The organism is Gammaproteobacteria bacterium, assembly GCA_029880545.1.
GTDB lineage: Bacteria > Pseudomonadota > Gammaproteobacteria > Acidiferrobacterales > SZUA-150 > JAOUOD01.
The window spans coordinates 136,895-155,021 of the sequence record JAOUOD010000004.1 but is presented as its reverse complement, the minus strand read 5'-3'; the positions used below and the strand labels follow the sequence as shown (position 1 = coordinate 155,021).

The following is an 18,127-nucleotide window of genomic DNA, read 5'->3' as shown; positions in this document are numbered from 1 at the left end:
CACCTATTCAGGCCGGTTAATCGGCTGAATTTTCCGGTTTTCCATCGTCGACGTCGGCACGCGTCTTCAGCGCATCCCGCGCTTCCCGAACCCGTTCTTTCCAGTCTTCTGCCGTCGACGTCGAAGCCGCCACTGATCGAACCTTTTCCCGGTGTACCTTGTCCTTAAGACTCCCGAGGGCGCCAGACAATTCCGCCGCCAGGTCGGTTGCACCTTCCCATTCCTCGGACGCCAGTTTCACCAGCGCCCGGTACAGGCCGTCGTCCCGAAACCGCTCCAGTAACTGCGCGGTACTGGCATCAGCGCCAATCTGGCGCGCCACATCCAACAGCTTGACCAGCATGGCTGCACCCGAAGTCGGCAAATCTGCCAAGAAACCGGTATCACCTGCCCGGCTGGCCGCACCCGGAAACTGCAACAAGGCCAACACCGCCTTTCGTTCCAGCGACTTGGGTGCCAGCCCGGCCCTGCCCCGATTCGGCAAGATTGCCGACTTTTCGGTTGGCGCCTGGCTTTTGGTCTCGGCCATCGGCACCTTGACCGCCGTTCCGACGGCTTCGCGCACCCGATCGAGGGCGACGCCACTCAGTTCCGCCAGCCGATCCACCATCATGTCCCGCAGCAAGCCAACGGAAACCTGCTGTATATGGGGTCGTGCCAGCTCAATTAAACGGGCACGACCGTCTATTCGGCTTGTATCGGTTTGCGCCAACAGCTCCTTAAACAAATACTCCGGTGCCGCCACCGCCTGTTCATCAAGGCGCGACTCGAACGCTTCGCGACCTTCCTTGCGCACCAGGCTATCCGGATCTTCGCCCTCCGGCAGGAACAGGAAGCTGACCTGTCGACCCTCCTGAAGTAGAGGCAACGCCTGTTCCAGCGCCCGCCACGCCGCATCGCGGCCGGCACGGTCGCCATCAAAGCAAAACACCACGTGGGCGGCATAACGAAATATGCGGTCCAGGTGGTCGCGAGTCGTGGCTGTACCCAATGTAGCCACCGCGTAGTCGATGCCGTATTGCGCCAGCGCCACGACATCCATATACCCTTCCACTACCAACACCTGGTCGCGGCGGCGTATGCCTTCCCGCGCCAGGTACAGGCCGTACATTTCCCGGCCTTTATGGAACAGCGGCGTTTCCGGTGAATTCAGGTACTTGGGCTCACCCTTGCCGATCACCCGGCCACCAAATCCGATCACCCGGCCACGCTGATCATGGATCGGGAACATCACCCGACCACGAAAACGATCGTAATAGCGATCAGTCTCTTCTTTCCGGACAAGCAGGCCCACTTTTTCCAGGTTGACCTTGCGCGCATCGTCGGTCGCCAGCGCGCTCAAAACACCGTCCCAACTTTCCGGTGCAAACCCCAGCGAAAACCGCTTGGCGATGGCGCCGGTCAGGCCGCGACCCTTGAGATAATCGACGGCAAACTGGGCAGCGGGATGCTCGCGCAGCTGGCGCTGGTAAAACTTGTCGGCCTCGGCCATCAACGCGTACAGCGGCGCTAACTCGTCCTGGCGTCGCGCCTGGTTCCCCGGCTGGGTGGCCAGTTCCCGCGGCACCTCGATGCCGGCTTCTTGCGCCAGGTACTCAACCGCCTCGGGAAAACCGAGGCGCTCATAATCCATCAGGAAACCAATAGCACTACCATGGGCGCCGCAACCAAAACAGTGAAAAAACTGCTTGGGTTGACTGACTGTAAACGAGGGGGTTTTTTCGTTATGGAACGGGCAGCAGGCCTTGAAATCCTTGCCGGCCTTTTTCAGCGGGACACGACGATCGATGACCTCGACGATGTCGATTCGGGTCAATAGTTCATCGATAAACTTCTCCGGGATTCGCCCCGCCATGCGCTGCTTTCCGGTACCGAACCTCCCCAGTTCACCCAGCCCGATAATCCCGGCTGAACACCCAAAGTCGGTCGAAACTACTGACCGCCGGACAAGGCTGTCTTGACCTGGCCACTGACCTTGCCCATGTCAGCCTTGCCGGCCAACCGGGGTTTCAGTACACCCATTACCTTGCCCATATCTTTCACACCATCGGCGCCGGATTCTTTGATTGCCTCGGCAATCAACGCCGCCACCTCGGCTTCGCTCAACTGCTCGGGAAGATACTTCTCCCAGATAGCGATTTCATTTTGCTCTTTTTCTGCCAGTTCGGGTCGACCACCATCTTCGTACTGCCTGATGGCATCACGACCCTGCTTGATCATTTTTTCGATGACTGCCACCACCTGGTCATCGTCAAGCTCGGTGCGCTCATCCACCTCGCGCCGCTGGATGGCAGCCTGAAGCATACGAATTGCCCCCAGGCGGTCCTGATCCTTGGCACGCATGGCGGCTTTCATATCTTCGGTGATCTGTGACTTGAGACTCACGCCCCGCTCCCCTGATTCTATGGCCTGGACTGACATGGGTCGACCACCGGGGTCGACCAAAACCGGAATGAATCAGAGATTAGAATTGACGCTGCTGGCGGAACTGGAACATGCGTGACATTTTTTTCAGTTCACGCTTGCGGGCAGCGGCGGCCTTGCGCTTACGCACAGAGGTCGGCTTTTCATAAAATTCGCGGCGACGCATTTCGGTGAACAGGCCGGCCTTTTCACAGGAACGGCGAAAACGACGCAGGGCGACTTCAAATGGTTCGTTATCTTTGACTCGAATAGCTGGCATAAGCTTTTGATTTTCCTTACGAAAATTTCAAAATACGGTATAAATCCTGTCCAGGCAGCCAGGCATGCAGGCCTGTGCCACCCCAGAGAACGCGCGATTTTAAACGCTCAACTCCGCTTTGTATAGTCTAAATCCGGGTAAACTAGCGCTTTTGAATCAGGAGCCTGGTAAATGAGCAACCACTCACTTACAACCGTTTCACTGAAGCCCGAGCCATCTCCGGTCGATTACCAAGAAGCCATGGCGCTGGCGAATTCCGAGGCCGACAAGCGGCTGGGTGACTATATGCTGCTATCCTGGTACGACCGGGATCGGGATTTTGAATCCCCGCAACACAGCAGCGAGTGCCACCTGGACAGCGCCACACCCGGATACGTGGATTACGGCCTACACCACGGCGCCACCCTGAAAATCGATATCGAAGACGGGCGTTTCGTGTTTTTTTACCTGCCCATCGATGATTAATTAGCACCCGGTACGAGATGCCAATAAAACAGCACTGCCGGCAGCATCAACCCGGTAACATGCCGGCAAAACCCGGCCTTATTCACGTGCCAAGGAAAATTATCACTCCGTCATGCCGACGTTCAGATTGTTTTACTTCACATTCATAGTCGTGCTCGCCGGCTGTGGCAGCACCCCGAAAGCAAAGCAACCGTCATTGCCGCCGGCAATTGCCGACGTACACCTGCATTACAATGGTAACCAGGAAGGCGTAACCACTGCCGATGAAGCCATGGCAATTCTCGACCGGCAAAATGTCCAGCTGGCCGTGGTCTCGTCCACACCGCCCGAGTTGGCGCTGACCCTGCAGCAAGCCGGTGGCGACCGGGTCATCCCGCTGTTCAGGCCTTATTTCAGCCCGCATCAACGGCATCGCTGGTTTGCCGATGATACCGTCCTGCCACGGACGCGCCGGGCACTGGCATCCGGCCAGTACAAAGGCATTGGTGAAATTCACCTGGTTGCCGGGCTCGGTCCGAACCTGAAAAACGACATCCTCCATGGGCTGATCCGGCTCGGAATCCGCTACGACGTACCGCTCCTGATCCATATCGAGACATCCAGCGAACGCTATTTCATCCCGCTATGCCGGCAATATCCCGCGGCCCGCTTCCTCATCGCCCATGCCGGCGGCCTGCTCAGTGCCCGGCAAATCGGTAACTTGTTTGAAGCCTGCCCGAATACCTGGACCGAATTTTCCGCGCGCGATCACATGCGCTATACCCAGTCTGCCATTGTTGATGAATCCGGCGCCCTGCTGCCAAGCTGGGCGGAACTGGTTCAACGCTACCCGGATCGGTTCATGATAGGTTCTGACCCGTTCTGGCCGGTGGAAAAAGAATCCGCCATGGAAGAACCGGACACCGGCTGGCAGCACGTCAGGGAGTATCTCAACTTTCACCGACGCTGGCTCAAGAGCTTGCCGAAATCCTTGCGCCGGAAACTCCGGATAGACAATGCCATGGCGTTCTTCCGGGTAAAGCCACGCACCACTCCATAGTCAATTTGATGCCAGTGACGCTTCAAACCCGGGCATCAGTAATCGTCCGCACATAACGCAATTCATGCAGGGATTCGCCGATCAATCCCGAGTCAATACGCTCGATGCCATCGGCAACAAACCCCATGGCCTGATAAAACTCACGCGCCCGATGATTGTCCCGGATCACCCACAGGCTCAAGGCTGACCAGGCCGCCGATACAACCTGGTTAATCACCTCGTTACACAAGCTGCTGCCATACCCGTGGCGCCAGTACTGCGGGTGAACATTGATGGCATACAGCTCGGCCGCATTGCTGTTGGCCAGATCAGCATCACGGCTTTTGCCAAAAACGCAAAAACCGGCGAGGCCAGGCTCCGCCAGTTGACCAGGCTCGACCACCAGCACACGCTGAACGTCTTCAGAAACCAGCCACGTGCGCCAACCGGCTGCACGATCGGTGACGCTCAAACCATCCAGAAACGCATCCGACATCATGCCACGATAGGCAGACTGCCATGCGCGCACATGAATTTCAGCAAGCGCATCAGCGTCTTCGAGCCTGGCCTTCCTGATAATCACCTGAACCGATCCTTTTTTGTGATTTGATGATTCAGTAATTGGTAACAAATTGACTGACTGGTCGCAACAACGGCAAAAACCTCAACAACGGTTGGCGCAAACGTCGACTTGCCGCACAATAACGGCCATGAAAATTCTCGGGCTTGAAACATCCTGCGATGATACCGGCGTTGCTGTCTTTGACACTGACAAGGGCTTGCTGGCACATAAACTGTATTCACAAATCAAGACCCACGCCGAGTATGGCGGTGTTGTTCCGGAGCTGGCGTCACGCGACCACATTCGCAAGTTGATGCCACTGGTACGCGCGGTGCTGGATGAAGCCGGCGTAGACGGTGCAAACCTGGATGCCGTTGCCTATACCGCCGGGCCGGGCCTGGCCGGTGCATTGCTGGTAGGCGCCTCGGTGGGTCGCAGCCTGGCCTGGGGCTGGGGCATTCCCGCCGTTGCGGTTCACCACATGGAAGGCCACTTGCTGTCGCCAATGCTGGATACCGAAAACACACCAACGTTTCCGTTCCTGGCCTTGCTGGTTTCCGGTGGCCACACCTTGATCGCTGACGTACAGGCCATTGGCGAATACCGGATTCTTGGCGAATCCATTGATGATGCTGTCGGCGAGGCCTTTGACAAAACCGCGAAGCTGCTGGGCCTGGGCTATCCCGGTGGCCCGGCCATTTCGCGGGTAGCCCAAAACGGTATCGACGGCCGGTTCCGTTTTCCCCGACCCATGACTGATCGACCTGGCCTTGATTTCAGTTTTAGTGGATTAAAAACCGCGGTGGCTACCGAGGCAGAAAAATTTGATTTGAATGACCAGCTGGTCGCGGACATTGCCCTGGCATTCGAGCAGGCTGCCATCGATACCTTGCGCATCAAGTGCGAACGCGCCATGAAGGAAGCCGGTCAACGCGAACTGGTGGTTGCCGGTGGCGTATCAGCCAACCGGCGACTGCGTGACACGTTCAATGCCATGGCCGATAAACACGGCTGGCGTGTATTTTTCCCGCCACTCGAATTCTCAACCGATAACGGCGCCATGATCGCCTATGCCGGTGCCGCGCGGTTGCTCGCCGGTGAACGGCAAGGCACGGAATTCAACGTCTTTCCACGCTGGCGCATTGAGGAACTTCGTCCCGTGAAATAGGTTTGTCGGCTATTGCCGGCGTCGACAGCGCTTCAACGCAAGGCGGAAACTATTTCTTCTTGCTGCCTATCCTGTCTTCTTCACCTTTTAGCAGGCGCTGGATATTGCCCTTATGGCGATACACCAGCAACACCGCAACCATGGCGCTCATGGCCAGGTAGGCGTTGCCCGGCAACAGCCACCAGCTATATACCGGCGCCATCACTGCCGCCACCAGTGCGGACAACGATGAATACCGGAATACCACGGCCATCGCCAGCCAAGTGCCCATCAGTGACGCGGCCAATAACGGGTTCAGGCCAAGAAATACACCCAGTGCGGTGGCCACGCCCTTGCCACCCTTGAAACCAAAAAATACCGGGAACAAGTGACCCAGGAATGCACTGCCGGCAACCAGCGACAGGATGAGCGGGTCAGCAGTAATAAGCCTTGCAAGCACCACCGGGATCACGCCCTTGAGCACGTCACCCAGCAAGGTAATGGCGGCCAGTTTCTTGCCACCGTAACGCAGGATATTGGTGGCGCCGGGATTGCCCGACCCAACCTCGCGCGGATCCTTAATGCCGGTCAACCTGGCAATAATAATCGCTGATGATAACGAGCCCAGCAGGTAGGCAATAACAGGCAAGATATATAAATAGGTCATAGCGGTGTCTGCGTCAGTTTATCCGGTTCCAGAACAGGTTATTGATCTTGTCACGTTTTTCATGCAGTCCTCGCGGGACAGTTTTTCCCGATTTCGGTATAGTGCTGCCACACCAACACGGGAAGCCGAAAACGTGGACATTATCTTCATAAAGGAGCTGAAAATCGAGTGCGTCATCGGTATCTGGGACTGGGAGCGCGCCACGACCCAGACTGTACGCGTTGACCTGGAAATCGGCACCGATATCAGCAAGGCAGCTGCAAGTGATGATATCAAGGACACGCTGGACTACAAGGCTCTTTCGAAACGATTGCAGGAAGTCGCATCCGCACAACCCTTCGGCCTGGTGGAAAAACTTGCCGAAACGATTGCTCAAACCGTTCTCACTGAGTTCGGCGCCCGTTCGGTGCGCCTTACATTAAACAAAAAAGGCGCGCTACGCGATGCCCGTGACGTCGGCGTGGTAATCGAGCGCAAGCAGTAACGCGATGCCACGTGTCTATGTCAGTATCGGCAGCAATGTTGAACCGGAAAAACAGGTCCGCTTTGCTGTCAGCAGCTTGCGACAGTTTTTTGGTGACCTGATCGAATCGCCTGTCTACCGCACCAATGCCATAGGCTTCAAGGGCCCTGATTTTCTTAACATGGTTGTTGCCTTTGATTCCGGGCAATCGGCTGAACAGATCCATGACCGGCTGAACAGTATTGAGCGCGAATCCGGTCGCCTGAAGTCCGACAAGCAGTTTGCTTCACGCACCCTGGACCTGGACATGTTGCTCTATGGCAATGAAGTGATAGATTCGTTGCGCATACCACGTGATGAAATCGCACGGTATGCGTTTGTTCTGAAGCCGCTGTGCGACATTTCCCCGGAGCTGTTGCACCCGGTTAGTCAAAAGAGTATGTGCGAGTTATGGGAGGACTTTGATCTGAACGGGCAGGAACTGAAGGCTGTACAAATTTAACCGGGTTTATAGCATTACCGATCGCCCACCGCAGACGGGGATCACGTGTCCCGTTACAAACGGCGCATCCTTCACCAGGAACAGTACAGTTCGGGCAATGTCATCCGGGTTTCCGCTGGCCTTTAACGGGGTGCGCGAAATTATGCGCTGCTTGGCCATCTCGTCCATGTCGTTCTCCGGCCACATGATCGCCCCCGGGGCGATGCCGTTCACGCGGATTTCCGGACCCAGCTCACGGGCCAGGGACTTGGTCAGCATCATCGTGCCGGCCTTGGCAATACTGTATATGGGGTGATGTTTCAATGGTCGATCACCATGAATATCGGCCATATTGATAATACAACCACGACTCTTGCGCAAATGCGGAGCCGCTGCCTGTGCCAGGAAAAACGGTGCCTTCAGGTTGGTGCCCAGCAGGTCATCCCACTGTTTTTCATCGGCCTCATCAATAGGTGTCGGGTAAAACGTCGATGCATTATTCAACAGCACGTCGATACGCTTGAATTCGCTGACGGTTTCCTGGACCAGGTTACGCAGCTTGGCCACGTTAAGGATATCGCCCTGGACCAGCATCACGGAATCGGCCCGTTTTTCCAGCAACTCCCGCTGCAGTTCGTGCGCGTCTTTCTCGGAGGAATGGTAATGAATAACCAGGTTCATGCCTTCGGCGTGCAGTCGTCGCGATACCTCGGCACCAATACGGCGCGCACCACCGGATATCAGCGCTACCTTGCCCGCCAGCGATATTTCCGTCATAAACCCCTTTCTCCGTACCGAACAATGCTCGAATCAGGGACAATACCCTATTATGATACGGCTTGAAACCGTATTTGCCGTGGAACCATGAACCAGACAATACCCGCCGGACTGCCGACTGCCGATGCAACAGAACAACAATTCGGCGACCAGGTAAAAGACCATATTATTAATCGCATAAACCGCAATGGCGGTTCCATCAGCTTTGCCGAGTTCATGCATCTGGCACTGTATGCACCCGGCCTTGGCTACTACACGGCCGGCAAAAACAAGTTTGGTGAAGCCGGTGACTTCATCACCGCCCCGGAAATCTCGTCACTGTTTGGTTACTGCCTGGCACAACAATGCGCCGATATCATAGGGGATGTCGATAATGCTGACATTCTTGAGATCGGTGCCGGCAGCGGCAAACTGGCCTGCGATATGCTCGCCCGGCTGGAGCAACTGGGCCAGCTGCCCGCACACTATTATATTCTCGAAGTCAGTGCCGACCTGCGACAACGACAACAACAACTGCTTGGCAGTACCTTGCCGCAGCTTGCCGACCGGGTACTTTGGCTCGATACCTTACCGACACGCTTCAGGGGAATTATTATCGCCAACGAGTTGCTGGATGCCATGCCGGTTGAACGTTTCCTGTTATCGGGCAATGGTATCGAACAGCTTGGTGTCGCAACCGAAAATGGCGAGCTGTGCTGGCAACGGCAACCGGCGAACGACGTATTGACCGGGCGTGTTAACCGACTCGGACTTTCCGCTCCTTACATTTCGGAAATCAATTTCAATGCCGAAGCCTGGATCGCCAGTCTTGCTGACATCATTGACCAGGGGCTTGTGCTGCTGATCGACTACGGCTTTCCCGAACACGAGTACTACCACGCTGATCGACGCGAAGGCACATTGATGTGTCATTACAAACATCACTCCCACGACAACCCGCTGGTTCTGACCGGGCTTCAGGATATTACTGCGCACGTTGATTTTACCGCCGTTGCCCAGGCGGCCGTGGATAACGGCCTGGACGTAGCCGGTTACACCAGCCAGGCTGCATTCCTGATCGGCTGCGGCCTGGAACAACTGGCTGCCGACCTGGACCTGGCCGATGACAGGACACGCCTGTCCATGGCAGCACAGATCAGCAAGCTGACCCAGCCCTCGGAGATGGGCGAACTCTTCAAAGTTATCGGTCTGGGCAAGCACATCAATACTCTATTACGCGGGTTCATGGTGCAGGACCGGCGCGATCGACTCTGAGCCCGGCGCGGCAACCGGCGAGCTGTTCATATCAAAATTGCTCCAGTTGGCGTATACTTGCGCCACATTTTCACCCGTTCAGTCCGGCACATCACCAAAGCGATGCTCTGCACACTGCATATGCCGACTGCACTACACGCGATACAGGCCACTATTCCTGTTACCACCTTTAGTCACTGTTAGGACCTTCTATGACTTCAATCACCAAAAACGCCGTTGTCACCATGCACTACACCTTGTTCAACGAGACCGGCGAACAACTTGAGAGCTCCAAGAATTCTGACCCGTTGGCCTATCTGCATGGCCACGGCAATATTATCCCGGGCCTGGAAAAGGCACTCGAAGGCAAATCCGCCGGCGACAGCCTGCGTGTGGATGTCGAGCCGGAAGAAGGCTACGGCGCTCGCGATGAAGCGCTTATCCAGGAAGTTCCGCGCAGCATGTTCCAGGGCTTTGATCAGCAGATCGAGGTAGGCATGCGCTTCCAGGCTGATTCCAGCCACGGCCCGACACTTGTTACGGTTACCGCAGTCAGCGAGGAAATGATTACCGTGGACGGTAATAATGAACTGGCTGGTGAGAAGCTCACGTTTGATATCGAGATTCTTGAAGTACGTGAAGCCAGTGCCGAGGAACTCGATCACGGTCATGTTCATGGACCGGGCGGACACCATCACTAAACAGAAGCATGATTGAAAAAAGGCCGAATTCACCCGGCCTTTTTTATTTGGTCGCATCGCTGTGCATGACCGGAAATTCAAGCCAGAATGTGCTACCGCGTCCGGGCTCACTGATCACGCCTATTTCTCCATGCATGATTTCCACAAGCTGCCTCGATATGGCCAGGCCAATGCCCGTGCCTTCAACAGTTTTCATGTCACTTTCCAGTCGATAGAAATAATCGAACAACAGTGGAATATATTCCGGTTCGATGCCGTGTCCGGTGTCAATAATATTAATCCTGATCATCGCTTGAGAGGTTTGCTCCAACGACAGGACAATACAACCGTTGTCACGGTTGTATTTTACCGCGTTGGATAACAAGTTCATTAATATCTGACGAAAGCGTACAGTGTCCACCCTGACCAGTAGATCCGGATGCTCATCCACCCGGTTGTCGACGGTGATTCCACGCTTCTTTGCTACCGGCTCAATCATTTGCACGGCATCCCTGACTTGCTCGGCCAGGCACGCAGATTCGAAGTCAAGCCGGATTTTTCCAGCTTCCAGCTGCGCCAGTTGCAGCAGGTCTTCAACCAGGCCAAGCAAATGCTGTCCGGCCTTGTGAATTCTTGCAGCTTGATCGATCGTCTCCGAATCCAGATCACCGTTGTGACGCAAGTATTGCGAGAATCCGATAATGGACGTTAATGGTGTTCGAAACTCATGACTCATCCTGGAAAGAAAATCGGATTTTGCCTGGCTGCTAAGAACCAGGCGATGACGCAGTACGGCATTATGCCCGAACAGGTATCCTACCAACGAACTCACCAATAACGGCAACAATACGAACCGGGGCTCAAATTGCTCCATGATGACCACGATCTGGATTGTGGCAACAATGGCAAACCCTGCCAGCGTCAAAAAGAACTTTTGAAAGAAGATTCCCTTTTCTTTTTTGTCATTTAGGGAAAACGGGTTCATGTAACCGCTAATCTGAAATACTGCTGTTGATTATACTGGCTCGTTAACATTATAGGACATTTGACCCGGGGTGAAACATGCAATCGAACCGGTTTGCGGATGTATTGTAAGGATATACAGGTATTACTGAAAAACAGTGACTACCCATCATCCATGTTGAGTTTTTGGACAGCAGGCATCCTTGCCAGAATCAACATCTGGTGCAAATGGAATCCCGGTTCAGACCGAAGCGGAAGCACATGTTTTCGCCCGGGAACCAGGCCATCCCGGTGATGGATAGATAATGCAAGTGGCAAACATAATCATGATTTCGCGGCGCAATTCACGAGGCTTCATGAAGCCAGGCTTGCCCCGGTTACGGGCAAGCCTCTTGAAATCATTTGAACACGGCCAGCATCAAGTCTGTCCGTTATCGTACAACATCCAGACATCACCGGAGGAATCCATTATGCCAATGGAATGCAAGACCGAGACAGCCATGCCTTTCAACAGTCCCTTGATGCCCTTCTTCGGCGTATAATCCTTGAACTCTGAAACATCAAACTTCTTTTCAATAATGCTATGCAGATCACCGAGACCATCAATCAACCCGAGCTGTACAGCTTCATCGCCCAGCCACACGTCTCCGGAAAACAGCTTGTTCCGATTACCCTTGAGGCGATCGCCACGCGAAGTGGTGACCGCATCAATAAAGTGTTGATGTATCTGGTCAAGCACGGTATTGAGCTTCTTGCGATCTTCACTTTGTATCGGTTGAAATGCATCGGCACGAATCTTGTTTTCACCGGCAGTAAAAACGCGTCGCTCAATTCCGTATTGCTGTAACAGCTTCTGGAAACCAAAACCCGCCCGGATAACACCAATGCTACCGGCAATGGTTGAACGATTGGCGTATATTTCAGGAGCCCCTGCCGCGATGAAATACGCACCACTGGCCATCAGGTCTTCGCCAATAGCGATAACCTTTCGATCCGGGTACTTGTTACGCAACTGCAATAAGCGATCATGGATAAGGCTGCTCTGAACCGGCGCACCGCCTGGTGAGTTAATGAGCAGGACAACTCCCTTGGCGTCTTCATCCTTGAATGCTTTTTCCAGGCTGCGATTGATTTTACCGGCCGACGCCTCGCTGTCCGAAGAGATCACGCCATTGATGCGCACCAGGCTGACATAATCTCCATCCACTGAACGGCCGCCCATGCCGCCTACGTACCAGCCGACGCCCACGTACAGGCCGATGGTAAGAATAACGATGGCGGCACCGGCAAAAAAACGCACATTTTTCCAGCGCGCCTCCTTCTGCTTGATTGCCCGCTCCTTTTCTCGATCTTCCAGCATTTGCGTCATCACCGTGGCAAATACCTGTGCGGGCTCGACAGGACCAGGCACCTGGTTGTCATTTTCTGTTTTCTCATTTTCCATGTCAGTCTTCCTCCATATCCTAAAATAATTGACCGGTCGAATTCTGGCAGTTAAATACACTATCCGCAACCAGTTGATATCACGTTACTTTTTCATTTATTGGCACAATCAGGACGGGGATGACGACAAGACAATAGTCTGAATAAAGTCAAGACTTGACGCAGATCATGGTTGCCATAATTCCTGCATAGAACAATTGCGCCAACATCTGCATACCGCCCACTGGAACGTATTGACAAAAAAAACAAGAGGACAAGGGCAATGGAAAATAATAATGATTTGAAATGGCAAATACTGGATGCCAAGAGAGCCCATCGGGAATGGGTGGGCCGGGCTCTGCTGTTAATCGAGGGCGCATCGGTGCAAAAGGAAATGGTACCGGTCAACGAGACAGCCTGCGTGTTTGGCAAGTGGTATTTCTCCGACGGGCAGATATTGCGCAATAACAACATCTTCCACGATATCGGTCGTGTACACGAAGAGCTGCACCAGAAATATGCGCAAATCTACGCCTTGATTTTCAGGGAGCAGACGCAAAGCCTGTTCAGCAAGCTCATCGGCAAGTCCGCCAGCATATCGCCGGCTGAGCTGCAGATAGCGAAACAGAAATATGCCGAACTCAACCAGATATCCCACACCATGGTCGACCTGATTGATCGCCTGGTGAACGATATCCAGATGGATGAGTCAGTGGCAAAGCTCAAGCTGGTCTAGGATCGTTATCGCCCGGCACAAGCAACAAGACATAACCGGCTAACCACGCTGAGGTTGGCCGGTTAAAGTCGCTCGCCTGCAAGATCGTGCATACCGGCACCGGTAATTCTCACATCACAGACATCGCCGGGATTAAGCGTTGCATCATCCGGGATCACCACGTAACCATCCACGTCCGGGGCCTCGGCATAGGAACGGGCATAGACATGCCCGTCCCCAACGCTGTCTACAATCACCTGAACCTCGTCGCCGATTCGCAGCTGCAGACGTTCGGCAGAGACCTGCTCCTGCAACTCCATGAATCGCGCCAGCCTCTCTGCTTTCACCTCTTCCGCAACCTGGTTTGGCAAGGCATTGGCAGCGGCGCCTTCCACGGGCGAATAGGCGAACGCGCCCACCCGGTCGAGCTCCGCCTCGGCAATAAATTCCAGTAACCGATCGAAGTCGTCTTCGGTTTCGCCGGGAAAGCCGACAATAAAGGTACTGCGAATCACCAGTTCCGGAATAACTGAACGCCAGTTATGGATACGCTGCAACACCTTGTCCACATCCCCGGGGCGCTTCATCGCCTTGAGAATTCGGGTGCTGGCATGCTGAAACGGCACGTCAAGATAAGGCAGTATCAGTCCCTGCTCCATCAACGGGATCAGTTCATCCACGTGCGGATAAGGGTAAACATAGTGCAGGCGGTTCCATACGCCGAGCTGACCGAGCTCGCGTGCCAGCTCGGTAATCCGGGTTTTCACCGGCTTGCCGTTCCAGAAACCGGTCTGGTACTTCGTATCTACGCCGTAAGCGGAAGTGTCCTGGGAAATCACCAACAACTCCCGGACCCCGGCCTTGACCAGGTTCTCGGCTTCCTGCAATACATCGCCCACCGGCCTGCTGACCAGGTCACCACGAAATGACGGGATGATGCAAAAGCTGCAACGATGGTTGCAGCCTTCGGAAATTTTGAGATAGGCATAATGACGCGGTGTCAGCTTGATGCCTTGCGGCGGTACCAGGTCCATGAACGGATCATGTTCCGCCGGCAAGTGTTCGTGTACCGCTTTCATGACTGCCTCGGTTGCGTGGGGACCGGTTACTGCCAGCACACCCGGGTACGCCTTGCGCACATCATCTGCGCGCGCACCAAGACAACCGGTTACGATAACCTTGCCATTTTCAGCCATGGCTTCGCCGATAGCATCAAGCGATTCCGTTACCGCGTCCTCAATAAAGCCACAGGTATTGACCACGACCAGGTCAGCACCTTCATATTGCGGGGCAATCTCGTAACCCTCGGCACGCAGCTGGGTAATGATACGCTCACTGTCAACAAGCGCCTTTGGGCAACCAAGACTGACAAATCCAATTCGACCACTGGCCATATATCTCTACCTTCTGCAACTCAACGCTTGATTGCCTGTTCGATAGCGCGACTGCGCTCTTGACGAATCGCTTCACCTATCTGTTCGCCTGACTTGCCCAATGCTTTCTGTTCTGCAGCAATCACTGAAGTATTGACAGATGTTGCCGCCGCGCATGCCTGGCGAAACAGTTCCGCTTGCGGGTATTTCGCCTGCTCGAAACCGGCACGACCTCGGGCATCCGCTTCGCACGCGAGCAGAAACGCGTCCAGCTCCCCGGGCTGTCGCAGGGCATCCAGTTGCTCCAGGATCCTGAGCAGTGTTGACGGTTTCAGCTCCGCGGCACGATGACAAACCCCGTGATGCCTGGCCACTTTCACGGCCAGCTCGCGCCAGCTGTTTGGAATACGCAGGCGCTGTGCCATGGCTTCCACCAGGCCGGCACCGCGCGCTTCATGGGCAATATGTCTTGGCCATTCGGATTCGGGCGTTGTTGCCTTGCCAAGGTCATGCACCAACGCGGCAAACCGCGTCCGTGCATCCGGTGTCAGCCTTGCCGCCTGTTGCAATACCATCATGCAGTGCACGCCGGTATCCACTTCCGGATGATGTGCCTCAGGTTGCGGCACCCCGTAAAGCGCGTCAATTTCCGGGAACAGTTTCTCCAGCGCACCGCATGCACGCAAGACCCGAAAGAATTCTTCCGGGTTGTCTTCGGCCAGCGCCCGCTCGGTTTCGGACCATACACGTTCCGGCACAAGATGATCCACCTCGCCGTTGGCGACCATGTTTTTCATCAGCGCATGGGTACCGTGCGCCACGCGAAAGCCATACTTTTTGAAACGCGCTGCAAACCGCGCCACCCGCAAGACTCGCACCGGGTCCTCGACAAACGCCGGAGATACATGGCGCAGAAAACCGTTTTGCACATCGTCCTGGCCATTGAACGGATCAATGATCTTGCCCGATGCGTCCTCAGCCATGGCGTTTATGGTCAGGTCGCGCCGATGCAGGTCCTGTTCCAGGGTAACGCCCGGATCGGCAAACACCTGGAAACCCTTGTAGCCACGTCCCGACTTGCGCTCGGTTCGCGCCAGCGCGTATTCCTCGTGGGTTTCAGGATGCAGGAATACCGGGAAATCCGCACCGACAGGCCTGAAGCCTTTCGCCTCCATCTGCTCCGGGGTGACACCGACCACGACATAGTCCCGGTCCTTGACCGGCAAGCCGAGCAAGCGGTCACGTACCGCGCCTCCAACAAGATAGATTTCCATGACCGCATCCTAAAGCGCGCACGAGTTTTCGCCAAGCCTGATATGATACAACCATGAATGTTCAACGCCTTTTGATCGTGATTTTGCTTGCCCAGGTACTAACCGCCTGCAACACCGTGCAATATTACGGCCAGTCTATCAGTGGCCAGCTGAGCCTGTTGTGGAAGCGACAGGACATACAGGAATTGCTCGACAATAACGAGATCGACGAGGCAACGCGCGACAAGCTGAAAAAGGTGCTCGGCATCCGGCGTTTTGCCAGTGATGTTTTGCTGTTGCCTGACAATGGCAGTTACACCAGTTACGCCGACCTTGGCAGGCCCTATGTAGTCTGGAACGTGTTCGCCGCGCCACAGTTATCCGTACAGCCTAAAACCTGGTGCTTCCCGGTGGCCGGTTGCGTGCCTTACCGGGGTTACTTCAGCAGGGATGAAGCCCAGGCCTACGCCGACACACTGAAACAGCAGGGTTATGATGTATATGTTGGCGGCATCACCGCCTACTCAACGCTGGGATGGTTTGACGACCCGGTACTGAACACCATACTCCGGCAACCGGAACCACAACTGGCGGGACTTCTGTTCCACGAACTTGCGCACCAGAAGCTCTACATCAAGGACGATGCGACCTTTAACGAATCATTTGCCACTGCCGTGGAGCTTGAAGGTGTGCGCCGATGGCTGGCCAGGCACCAGGCGTCGGCCACAGAATTCCGGCAATACGAAATACTGAAACAACGACACGCGGAGTTTATTGCGCTGCTCCAGAGAACCCGTAGCCAGCTCGACATGCTGTACAGCGGTGAACTGAAAACAGATATCAAGCTGTACCAGAAAACGCTGATATTTTCAGAGATGCACCGGAACTATGAATCACTGAAGAAGACATGGAACAACGACAATCGCTATGACAACTGGTTCAAGTCCGAACTGAACAATGCACGACTGGTAACGGTTGGCACCTACCATGACTACGTACCGGGATTCCAGGCATTATTGAAACAACACGACAACGACCTGGCGACATTCTTCATGGAAGCTGAAAAACTTGCACAGCTGGATGCCAACACACGACGCCAACGATTAATGCAGAACTAGCGCCCGGCCTCTACACGGTAACACGAATACAGGTCACACACCGTCTTGCCCAGCCACGTTGGCGCCATCGCCTCCAGTGATACAGGCTTGATCCCCAGCACTTCAGGAAAACCGCTGTTGCAGACACTGTCAACTGTCAACGAGCGGTAATTGTCGACAGAGAATGGCTTGTACCGGTTGAATGGTGGCGGCATCCATTCAAATAATTCTGCCTGCATGCGTGATAACAGTCTTCCCAGGGGAATAATGCGGGTTCGATAACCCAGCTCATCAGCAATATAACGCAGTAATTGCTCGAGACTGTACGCGCGGGGTCCGCACAACTCAAACGCCTTGCCATAAGCAGAGGGATTGTCCATCGCGTTCACAAATGCCTGCGCTACATCGCCCACGTATACAGGCTGGAATTTTGCCCAGGCACCGGCGAGCGGGAACAGTGCCGGTGACATTTTCAGCAATGATGCAAAACGATTGATAAAGCTGTCTTGGGGACCAAAGATTACGGAGGGCCGGAACACGGTGACGCGCAAGGAGCGTGAATGGGCGGCAAGCGCAATCTTTTCCGCGCGAGCCTTGGATCGCAAATAGTGACTGGGTGCCGCCTCGTCAGCATGCAAGGCCGACATGTGCAAATACCGGCTCACCCCAACCCGTTGGCAGGCAGCCACGACCGCCTCGGTCAACCGAACATGGCTTAGCTCATACCCCTTACCGCTCCTGCCCGGCTCGTTCAGTATGCCGACCAGGTTGATCACGACGTCATACCCCTTCAGACTGAAAACCAGTGAGTTGACATCATAAGGATTGCATGCGCGCAGGTGTGCTGTGGGCAACACCAGCAGGTCCTTGTGTCGCTGGGGCTGGCGACTGAGTATCCTTACCTGGTGCCCGGCCGCCGCCAATTTTGCAGCGATGGCATGGCCGACAAATCCTGTACCCCCGACTATGCACACCCGATGCTGTCGCATCACTTGCTCCTCCCGAAATCCAGTTCTGAAACTGATTCTTGTTATTGGCTATCCTCTTCCGTCCGACATCCGTTTTGTCGCGGTCACCAATCGTCAAAATTGCACCTTTTAGTTATAGGGAATTGATTGTGAAGCAACA

At 54.9% G+C, this 18,127-nt stretch carries 20 protein-coding genes; 9 read left to right on the top strand and 11 right to left on the bottom strand.

Features of this window, described 5'->3' with window-relative positions; genetic code table 11:
• Positions 1-16 precede the first annotated feature (16 nt).
• The 3 genes from dnaG to rpsU all read right to left on the bottom strand — a co-directional run bounded on the left by dnaG (position 17) and on the right by rpsU (position 2,683).
• Complete coding sequence (gene dnaG, locus OEZ10_06085) at positions 17-1,855, bottom strand: DNA primase (protein MDH5632551.1); 1,839 nt, start codon at positions 1,853-1,855, stop codon at positions 17-19.
• Between the two features lie 77 nt (positions 1,856-1,932).
• Positions 1,933-2,385 carry a GatB/YqeY domain-containing protein gene (locus tag OEZ10_06080; protein MDH5632550.1) on the bottom strand — a complete coding sequence of 151 codons (453 nt, stop codon included), beginning with the start codon at positions 2,383-2,385 and terminating at the stop codon, positions 1,933-1,935.
• Positions 2,386-2,464: 79 nt separating this feature from the next.
• Positions 2,465-2,683, bottom strand: coding sequence for a 30S ribosomal protein S21 (gene rpsU, locus OEZ10_06075; GenBank protein MDH5632549.1), 219 nt, complete (start codon positions 2,681-2,683; stop codon positions 2,465-2,467).
• A 171-nt stretch (positions 2,684-2,854) separates the two neighbouring features.
• Between rpsU and OEZ10_06070 the strand changes: the two genes are divergently transcribed.
• Both OEZ10_06070 and OEZ10_06065 read left to right on the top strand, forming a co-directional pair.
• The gene (locus tag OEZ10_06070) at positions 2,855-3,148 is read left to right on the top strand and encodes an AF1514 family protein (GenBank protein ID MDH5632548.1); all 294 of its coding nucleotides are present in this window, start codon (positions 2,855-2,857) and stop codon (positions 3,146-3,148) included.
• Positions 3,149-3,260: 112 nt separating this feature from the next.
• The gene (locus OEZ10_06065; GenBank protein ID MDH5632547.1) at positions 3,261-4,187 is read left to right on the top strand and encodes an amidohydrolase; all 927 of its coding nucleotides are present in this window, start codon (positions 3,261-3,263) and stop codon (positions 4,185-4,187) included.
• 22 nt (positions 4,188-4,209) lie between these two features.
• Here the strand turns inward: OEZ10_06065 and OEZ10_06060 are convergent, their stop codons facing one another.
• Entirely contained in the window at positions 4,210-4,749 is a 540-nt protein-coding gene (locus OEZ10_06060) for a GNAT family N-acetyltransferase (GenBank protein ID MDH5632546.1), read from the bottom strand.
• Between the two features lie 127 nt (positions 4,750-4,876).
• Here OEZ10_06060 and tsaD point away from each other — a divergent pair, with 127 nt between their 5' ends.
• Positions 4,877-5,896, top strand: coding sequence for a tRNA (adenosine(37)-N6)-threonylcarbamoyltransferase complex transferase subunit TsaD (tsaD, locus tag OEZ10_06055; GenBank protein MDH5632545.1), 1,020 nt, complete (start codon positions 4,877-4,879; stop codon positions 5,894-5,896).
• Positions 5,897-5,945: 49 nt separating this feature from the next.
• Here the strand turns inward: tsaD and plsY are convergent, their stop codons facing one another.
• On the bottom strand, positions 5,946-6,542 hold the full coding sequence (gene plsY, locus OEZ10_06050; protein MDH5632544.1) for a glycerol-3-phosphate 1-O-acyltransferase PlsY: 597 nt from the start codon (positions 6,540-6,542) through the stop codon (positions 5,946-5,948).
• Between the two features lie 133 nt (positions 6,543-6,675).
• Between plsY and folB the strand changes: the two genes are divergently transcribed.
• Positions 6,676-7,026 (top strand): dihydroneopterin aldolase, encoded by a 351-nt coding sequence (gene folB, locus OEZ10_06045; protein MDH5632543.1) that lies wholly within the window; start codon positions 6,676-6,678, stop codon positions 7,024-7,026.
• Between the two features lie 4 nt (positions 7,027-7,030).
• A complete protein-coding gene (folK, locus tag OEZ10_06040; GenBank protein MDH5632542.1) occupies positions 7,031-7,507 on the top strand; it encodes a 2-amino-4-hydroxy-6-hydroxymethyldihydropteridine diphosphokinase in 477 nt (158 codons plus the stop codon).
• 6 nt (positions 7,508-7,513) lie between these two features.
• Here the strand turns inward: folK and OEZ10_06035 are convergent, their stop codons facing one another.
• Positions 7,514-8,263: a pteridine reductase gene (locus OEZ10_06035; protein MDH5632541.1), complete on the bottom strand. Its 750-nt coding sequence runs from the start codon at positions 8,261-8,263 to the stop codon at positions 7,514-7,516.
• An 87-nt stretch (positions 8,264-8,350) separates the two neighbouring features.
• Here OEZ10_06035 and OEZ10_06030 point away from each other — a divergent pair, with 87 nt between their 5' ends.
• Positions 8,351-9,517, top strand: coding sequence for an SAM-dependent methyltransferase (locus OEZ10_06030; GenBank protein MDH5632540.1), 1,167 nt, complete (start codon positions 8,351-8,353; stop codon positions 9,515-9,517).
• Positions 9,518-9,708: 191 nt separating this feature from the next.
• Positions 9,709-10,197, top strand: coding sequence for a peptidylprolyl isomerase (locus tag OEZ10_06025; GenBank protein MDH5632539.1), 489 nt, complete (start codon positions 9,709-9,711; stop codon positions 10,195-10,197).
• 43 nt (positions 10,198-10,240) lie between these two features.
• Here the strand turns inward: OEZ10_06025 and OEZ10_06020 are convergent, their stop codons facing one another.
• Both OEZ10_06020 and OEZ10_06015 read right to left on the bottom strand, forming a co-directional pair.
• Positions 10,241-11,161, bottom strand: coding sequence for a HAMP domain-containing histidine kinase (locus tag OEZ10_06020; protein ID MDH5632538.1), 921 nt, complete (start codon positions 11,159-11,161; stop codon positions 10,241-10,243).
• A gap of 396 nt (positions 11,162-11,557) precedes the next feature.
• Complete coding sequence (locus tag OEZ10_06015) at positions 11,558-12,583, bottom strand: S49 family peptidase (GenBank protein MDH5632537.1); 1,026 nt, start codon at positions 12,581-12,583, stop codon at positions 11,558-11,560.
• Between the two features lie 261 nt (positions 12,584-12,844).
• On the opposite strand from OEZ10_06015, the gene OEZ10_06010 reads away from it, so the two are divergent.
• Positions 12,845-13,297 carry a CZB domain-containing protein gene (locus OEZ10_06010; protein ID MDH5632536.1) on the top strand — a complete coding sequence of 151 codons (453 nt, stop codon included), beginning with the start codon at positions 12,845-12,847 and terminating at the stop codon, positions 13,295-13,297.
• A 62-nt stretch (positions 13,298-13,359) separates the two neighbouring features.
• Here the strand turns inward: OEZ10_06010 and rimO are convergent, their stop codons facing one another.
• Together rimO and OEZ10_06000 are read right to left on the bottom strand one after the other, a co-directional pair.
• Positions 13,360-14,670, bottom strand: coding sequence for a 30S ribosomal protein S12 methylthiotransferase RimO (gene rimO, locus OEZ10_06005; GenBank protein MDH5632535.1), 1,311 nt, complete (start codon positions 14,668-14,670; stop codon positions 13,360-13,362).
• A gap of 20 nt (positions 14,671-14,690) precedes the next feature.
• Positions 14,691-15,923 (bottom strand): multifunctional CCA addition/repair protein, encoded by a 1,233-nt coding sequence (locus OEZ10_06000; GenBank protein MDH5632534.1) that lies wholly within the window; start codon positions 15,921-15,923, stop codon positions 14,691-14,693.
• A 53-nt stretch (positions 15,924-15,976) separates the two neighbouring features.
• On the opposite strand from OEZ10_06000, the gene OEZ10_05995 reads away from it, so the two are divergent.
• The gene (locus OEZ10_05995; protein MDH5632533.1) at positions 15,977-17,020 is read left to right on the top strand and encodes an aminopeptidase; all 1,044 of its coding nucleotides are present in this window, start codon (positions 15,977-15,979) and stop codon (positions 17,018-17,020) included.
• On the opposite strand, the gene OEZ10_05990 is transcribed toward OEZ10_05995, so the two are convergent.
• Positions 17,017-17,988, bottom strand: coding sequence for a complex I NDUFA9 subunit family protein (locus OEZ10_05990; GenBank protein ID MDH5632532.1), 972 nt, complete (start codon positions 17,986-17,988; stop codon positions 17,017-17,019). The two genes, OEZ10_05995 and OEZ10_05990, sit on opposite strands and share 4 nt — an antisense overlap.
• Between the last annotated feature and the right edge of the window lie 139 nt (positions 17,989-18,127).

Excerpts from the sequence above, each read along its gene's own strand:
- rimO (MDH5632535.1), bottom strand. The coding sequence starts at position 14,670 with ATGGCCAGTGGTCGAATTGGATTTGTCAGTCTTGGTTGCCCAAAGGCG.
- OEZ10_06030 (MDH5632540.1), top strand. The coding sequence starts at position 8,351 with ATGAACCAGACAATACCCGCCGGACTGCCGACTGCCGATGCAACAGAA.
- plsY (MDH5632544.1), bottom strand. The coding sequence starts at position 6,542 with ATGACCTATTTATATATCTTGCCTGTTATTGCCTACCTGCTGGGCTCG.
- OEZ10_06035 (MDH5632541.1), bottom strand. The coding sequence starts at position 8,263 with ATGACGGAAATATCGCTGGCGGGCAAGGTAGCGCTGATATCCGGTGGT.
- OEZ10_06070 (MDH5632548.1), top strand. The coding sequence starts at position 2,855 with ATGAGCAACCACTCACTTACAACCGTTTCACTGAAGCCCGAGCCATCT.
- OEZ10_06065 (MDH5632547.1), top strand. The coding sequence starts at position 3,261 with ATGCCGACGTTCAGATTGTTTTACTTCACATTCATAGTCGTGCTCGCC.
- dnaG (MDH5632551.1), bottom strand. The coding sequence starts at position 1,855 with ATGGCGGGGCGAATCCCGGAGAAGTTTATCGATGAACTATTGACCCGA.
- OEZ10_05995 (MDH5632533.1), top strand. The coding sequence starts at position 15,977 with ATGAATGTTCAACGCCTTTTGATCGTGATTTTGCTTGCCCAGGTACTA.
- OEZ10_06010 (MDH5632536.1), top strand. The coding sequence starts at position 12,845 with ATGGAAAATAATAATGATTTGAAATGGCAAATACTGGATGCCAAGAGA.
- OEZ10_06015 (MDH5632537.1), bottom strand. The coding sequence starts at position 12,583 with ATGGAAAATGAGAAAACAGAAAATGACAACCAGGTGCCTGGTCCTGTC.
- OEZ10_06000 (MDH5632534.1), bottom strand. The coding sequence starts at position 15,923 with ATGGAAATCTATCTTGTTGGAGGCGCGGTACGTGACCGCTTGCTCGGC.
- rpsU (MDH5632549.1), bottom strand. The coding sequence starts at position 2,683 with ATGCCAGCTATTCGAGTCAAAGATAACGAACCATTTGAAGTCGCCCTG.
- folK (MDH5632542.1), top strand. The coding sequence starts at position 7,031 with ATGCCACGTGTCTATGTCAGTATCGGCAGCAATGTTGAACCGGAAAAA.
- OEZ10_05990 (MDH5632532.1), bottom strand. The coding sequence starts at position 17,988 with ATGCGACAGCATCGGGTGTGCATAGTCGGGGGTACAGGATTTGTCGGC.
- OEZ10_06025 (MDH5632539.1), top strand. The coding sequence starts at position 9,709 with ATGACTTCAATCACCAAAAACGCCGTTGTCACCATGCACTACACCTTG.
- tsaD (MDH5632545.1), top strand. The coding sequence starts at position 4,877 with ATGAAAATTCTCGGGCTTGAAACATCCTGCGATGATACCGGCGTTGCT.
- OEZ10_06020 (MDH5632538.1), bottom strand. The coding sequence starts at position 11,161 with ATGAACCCGTTTTCCCTAAATGACAAAAAAGAAAAGGGAATCTTCTTT.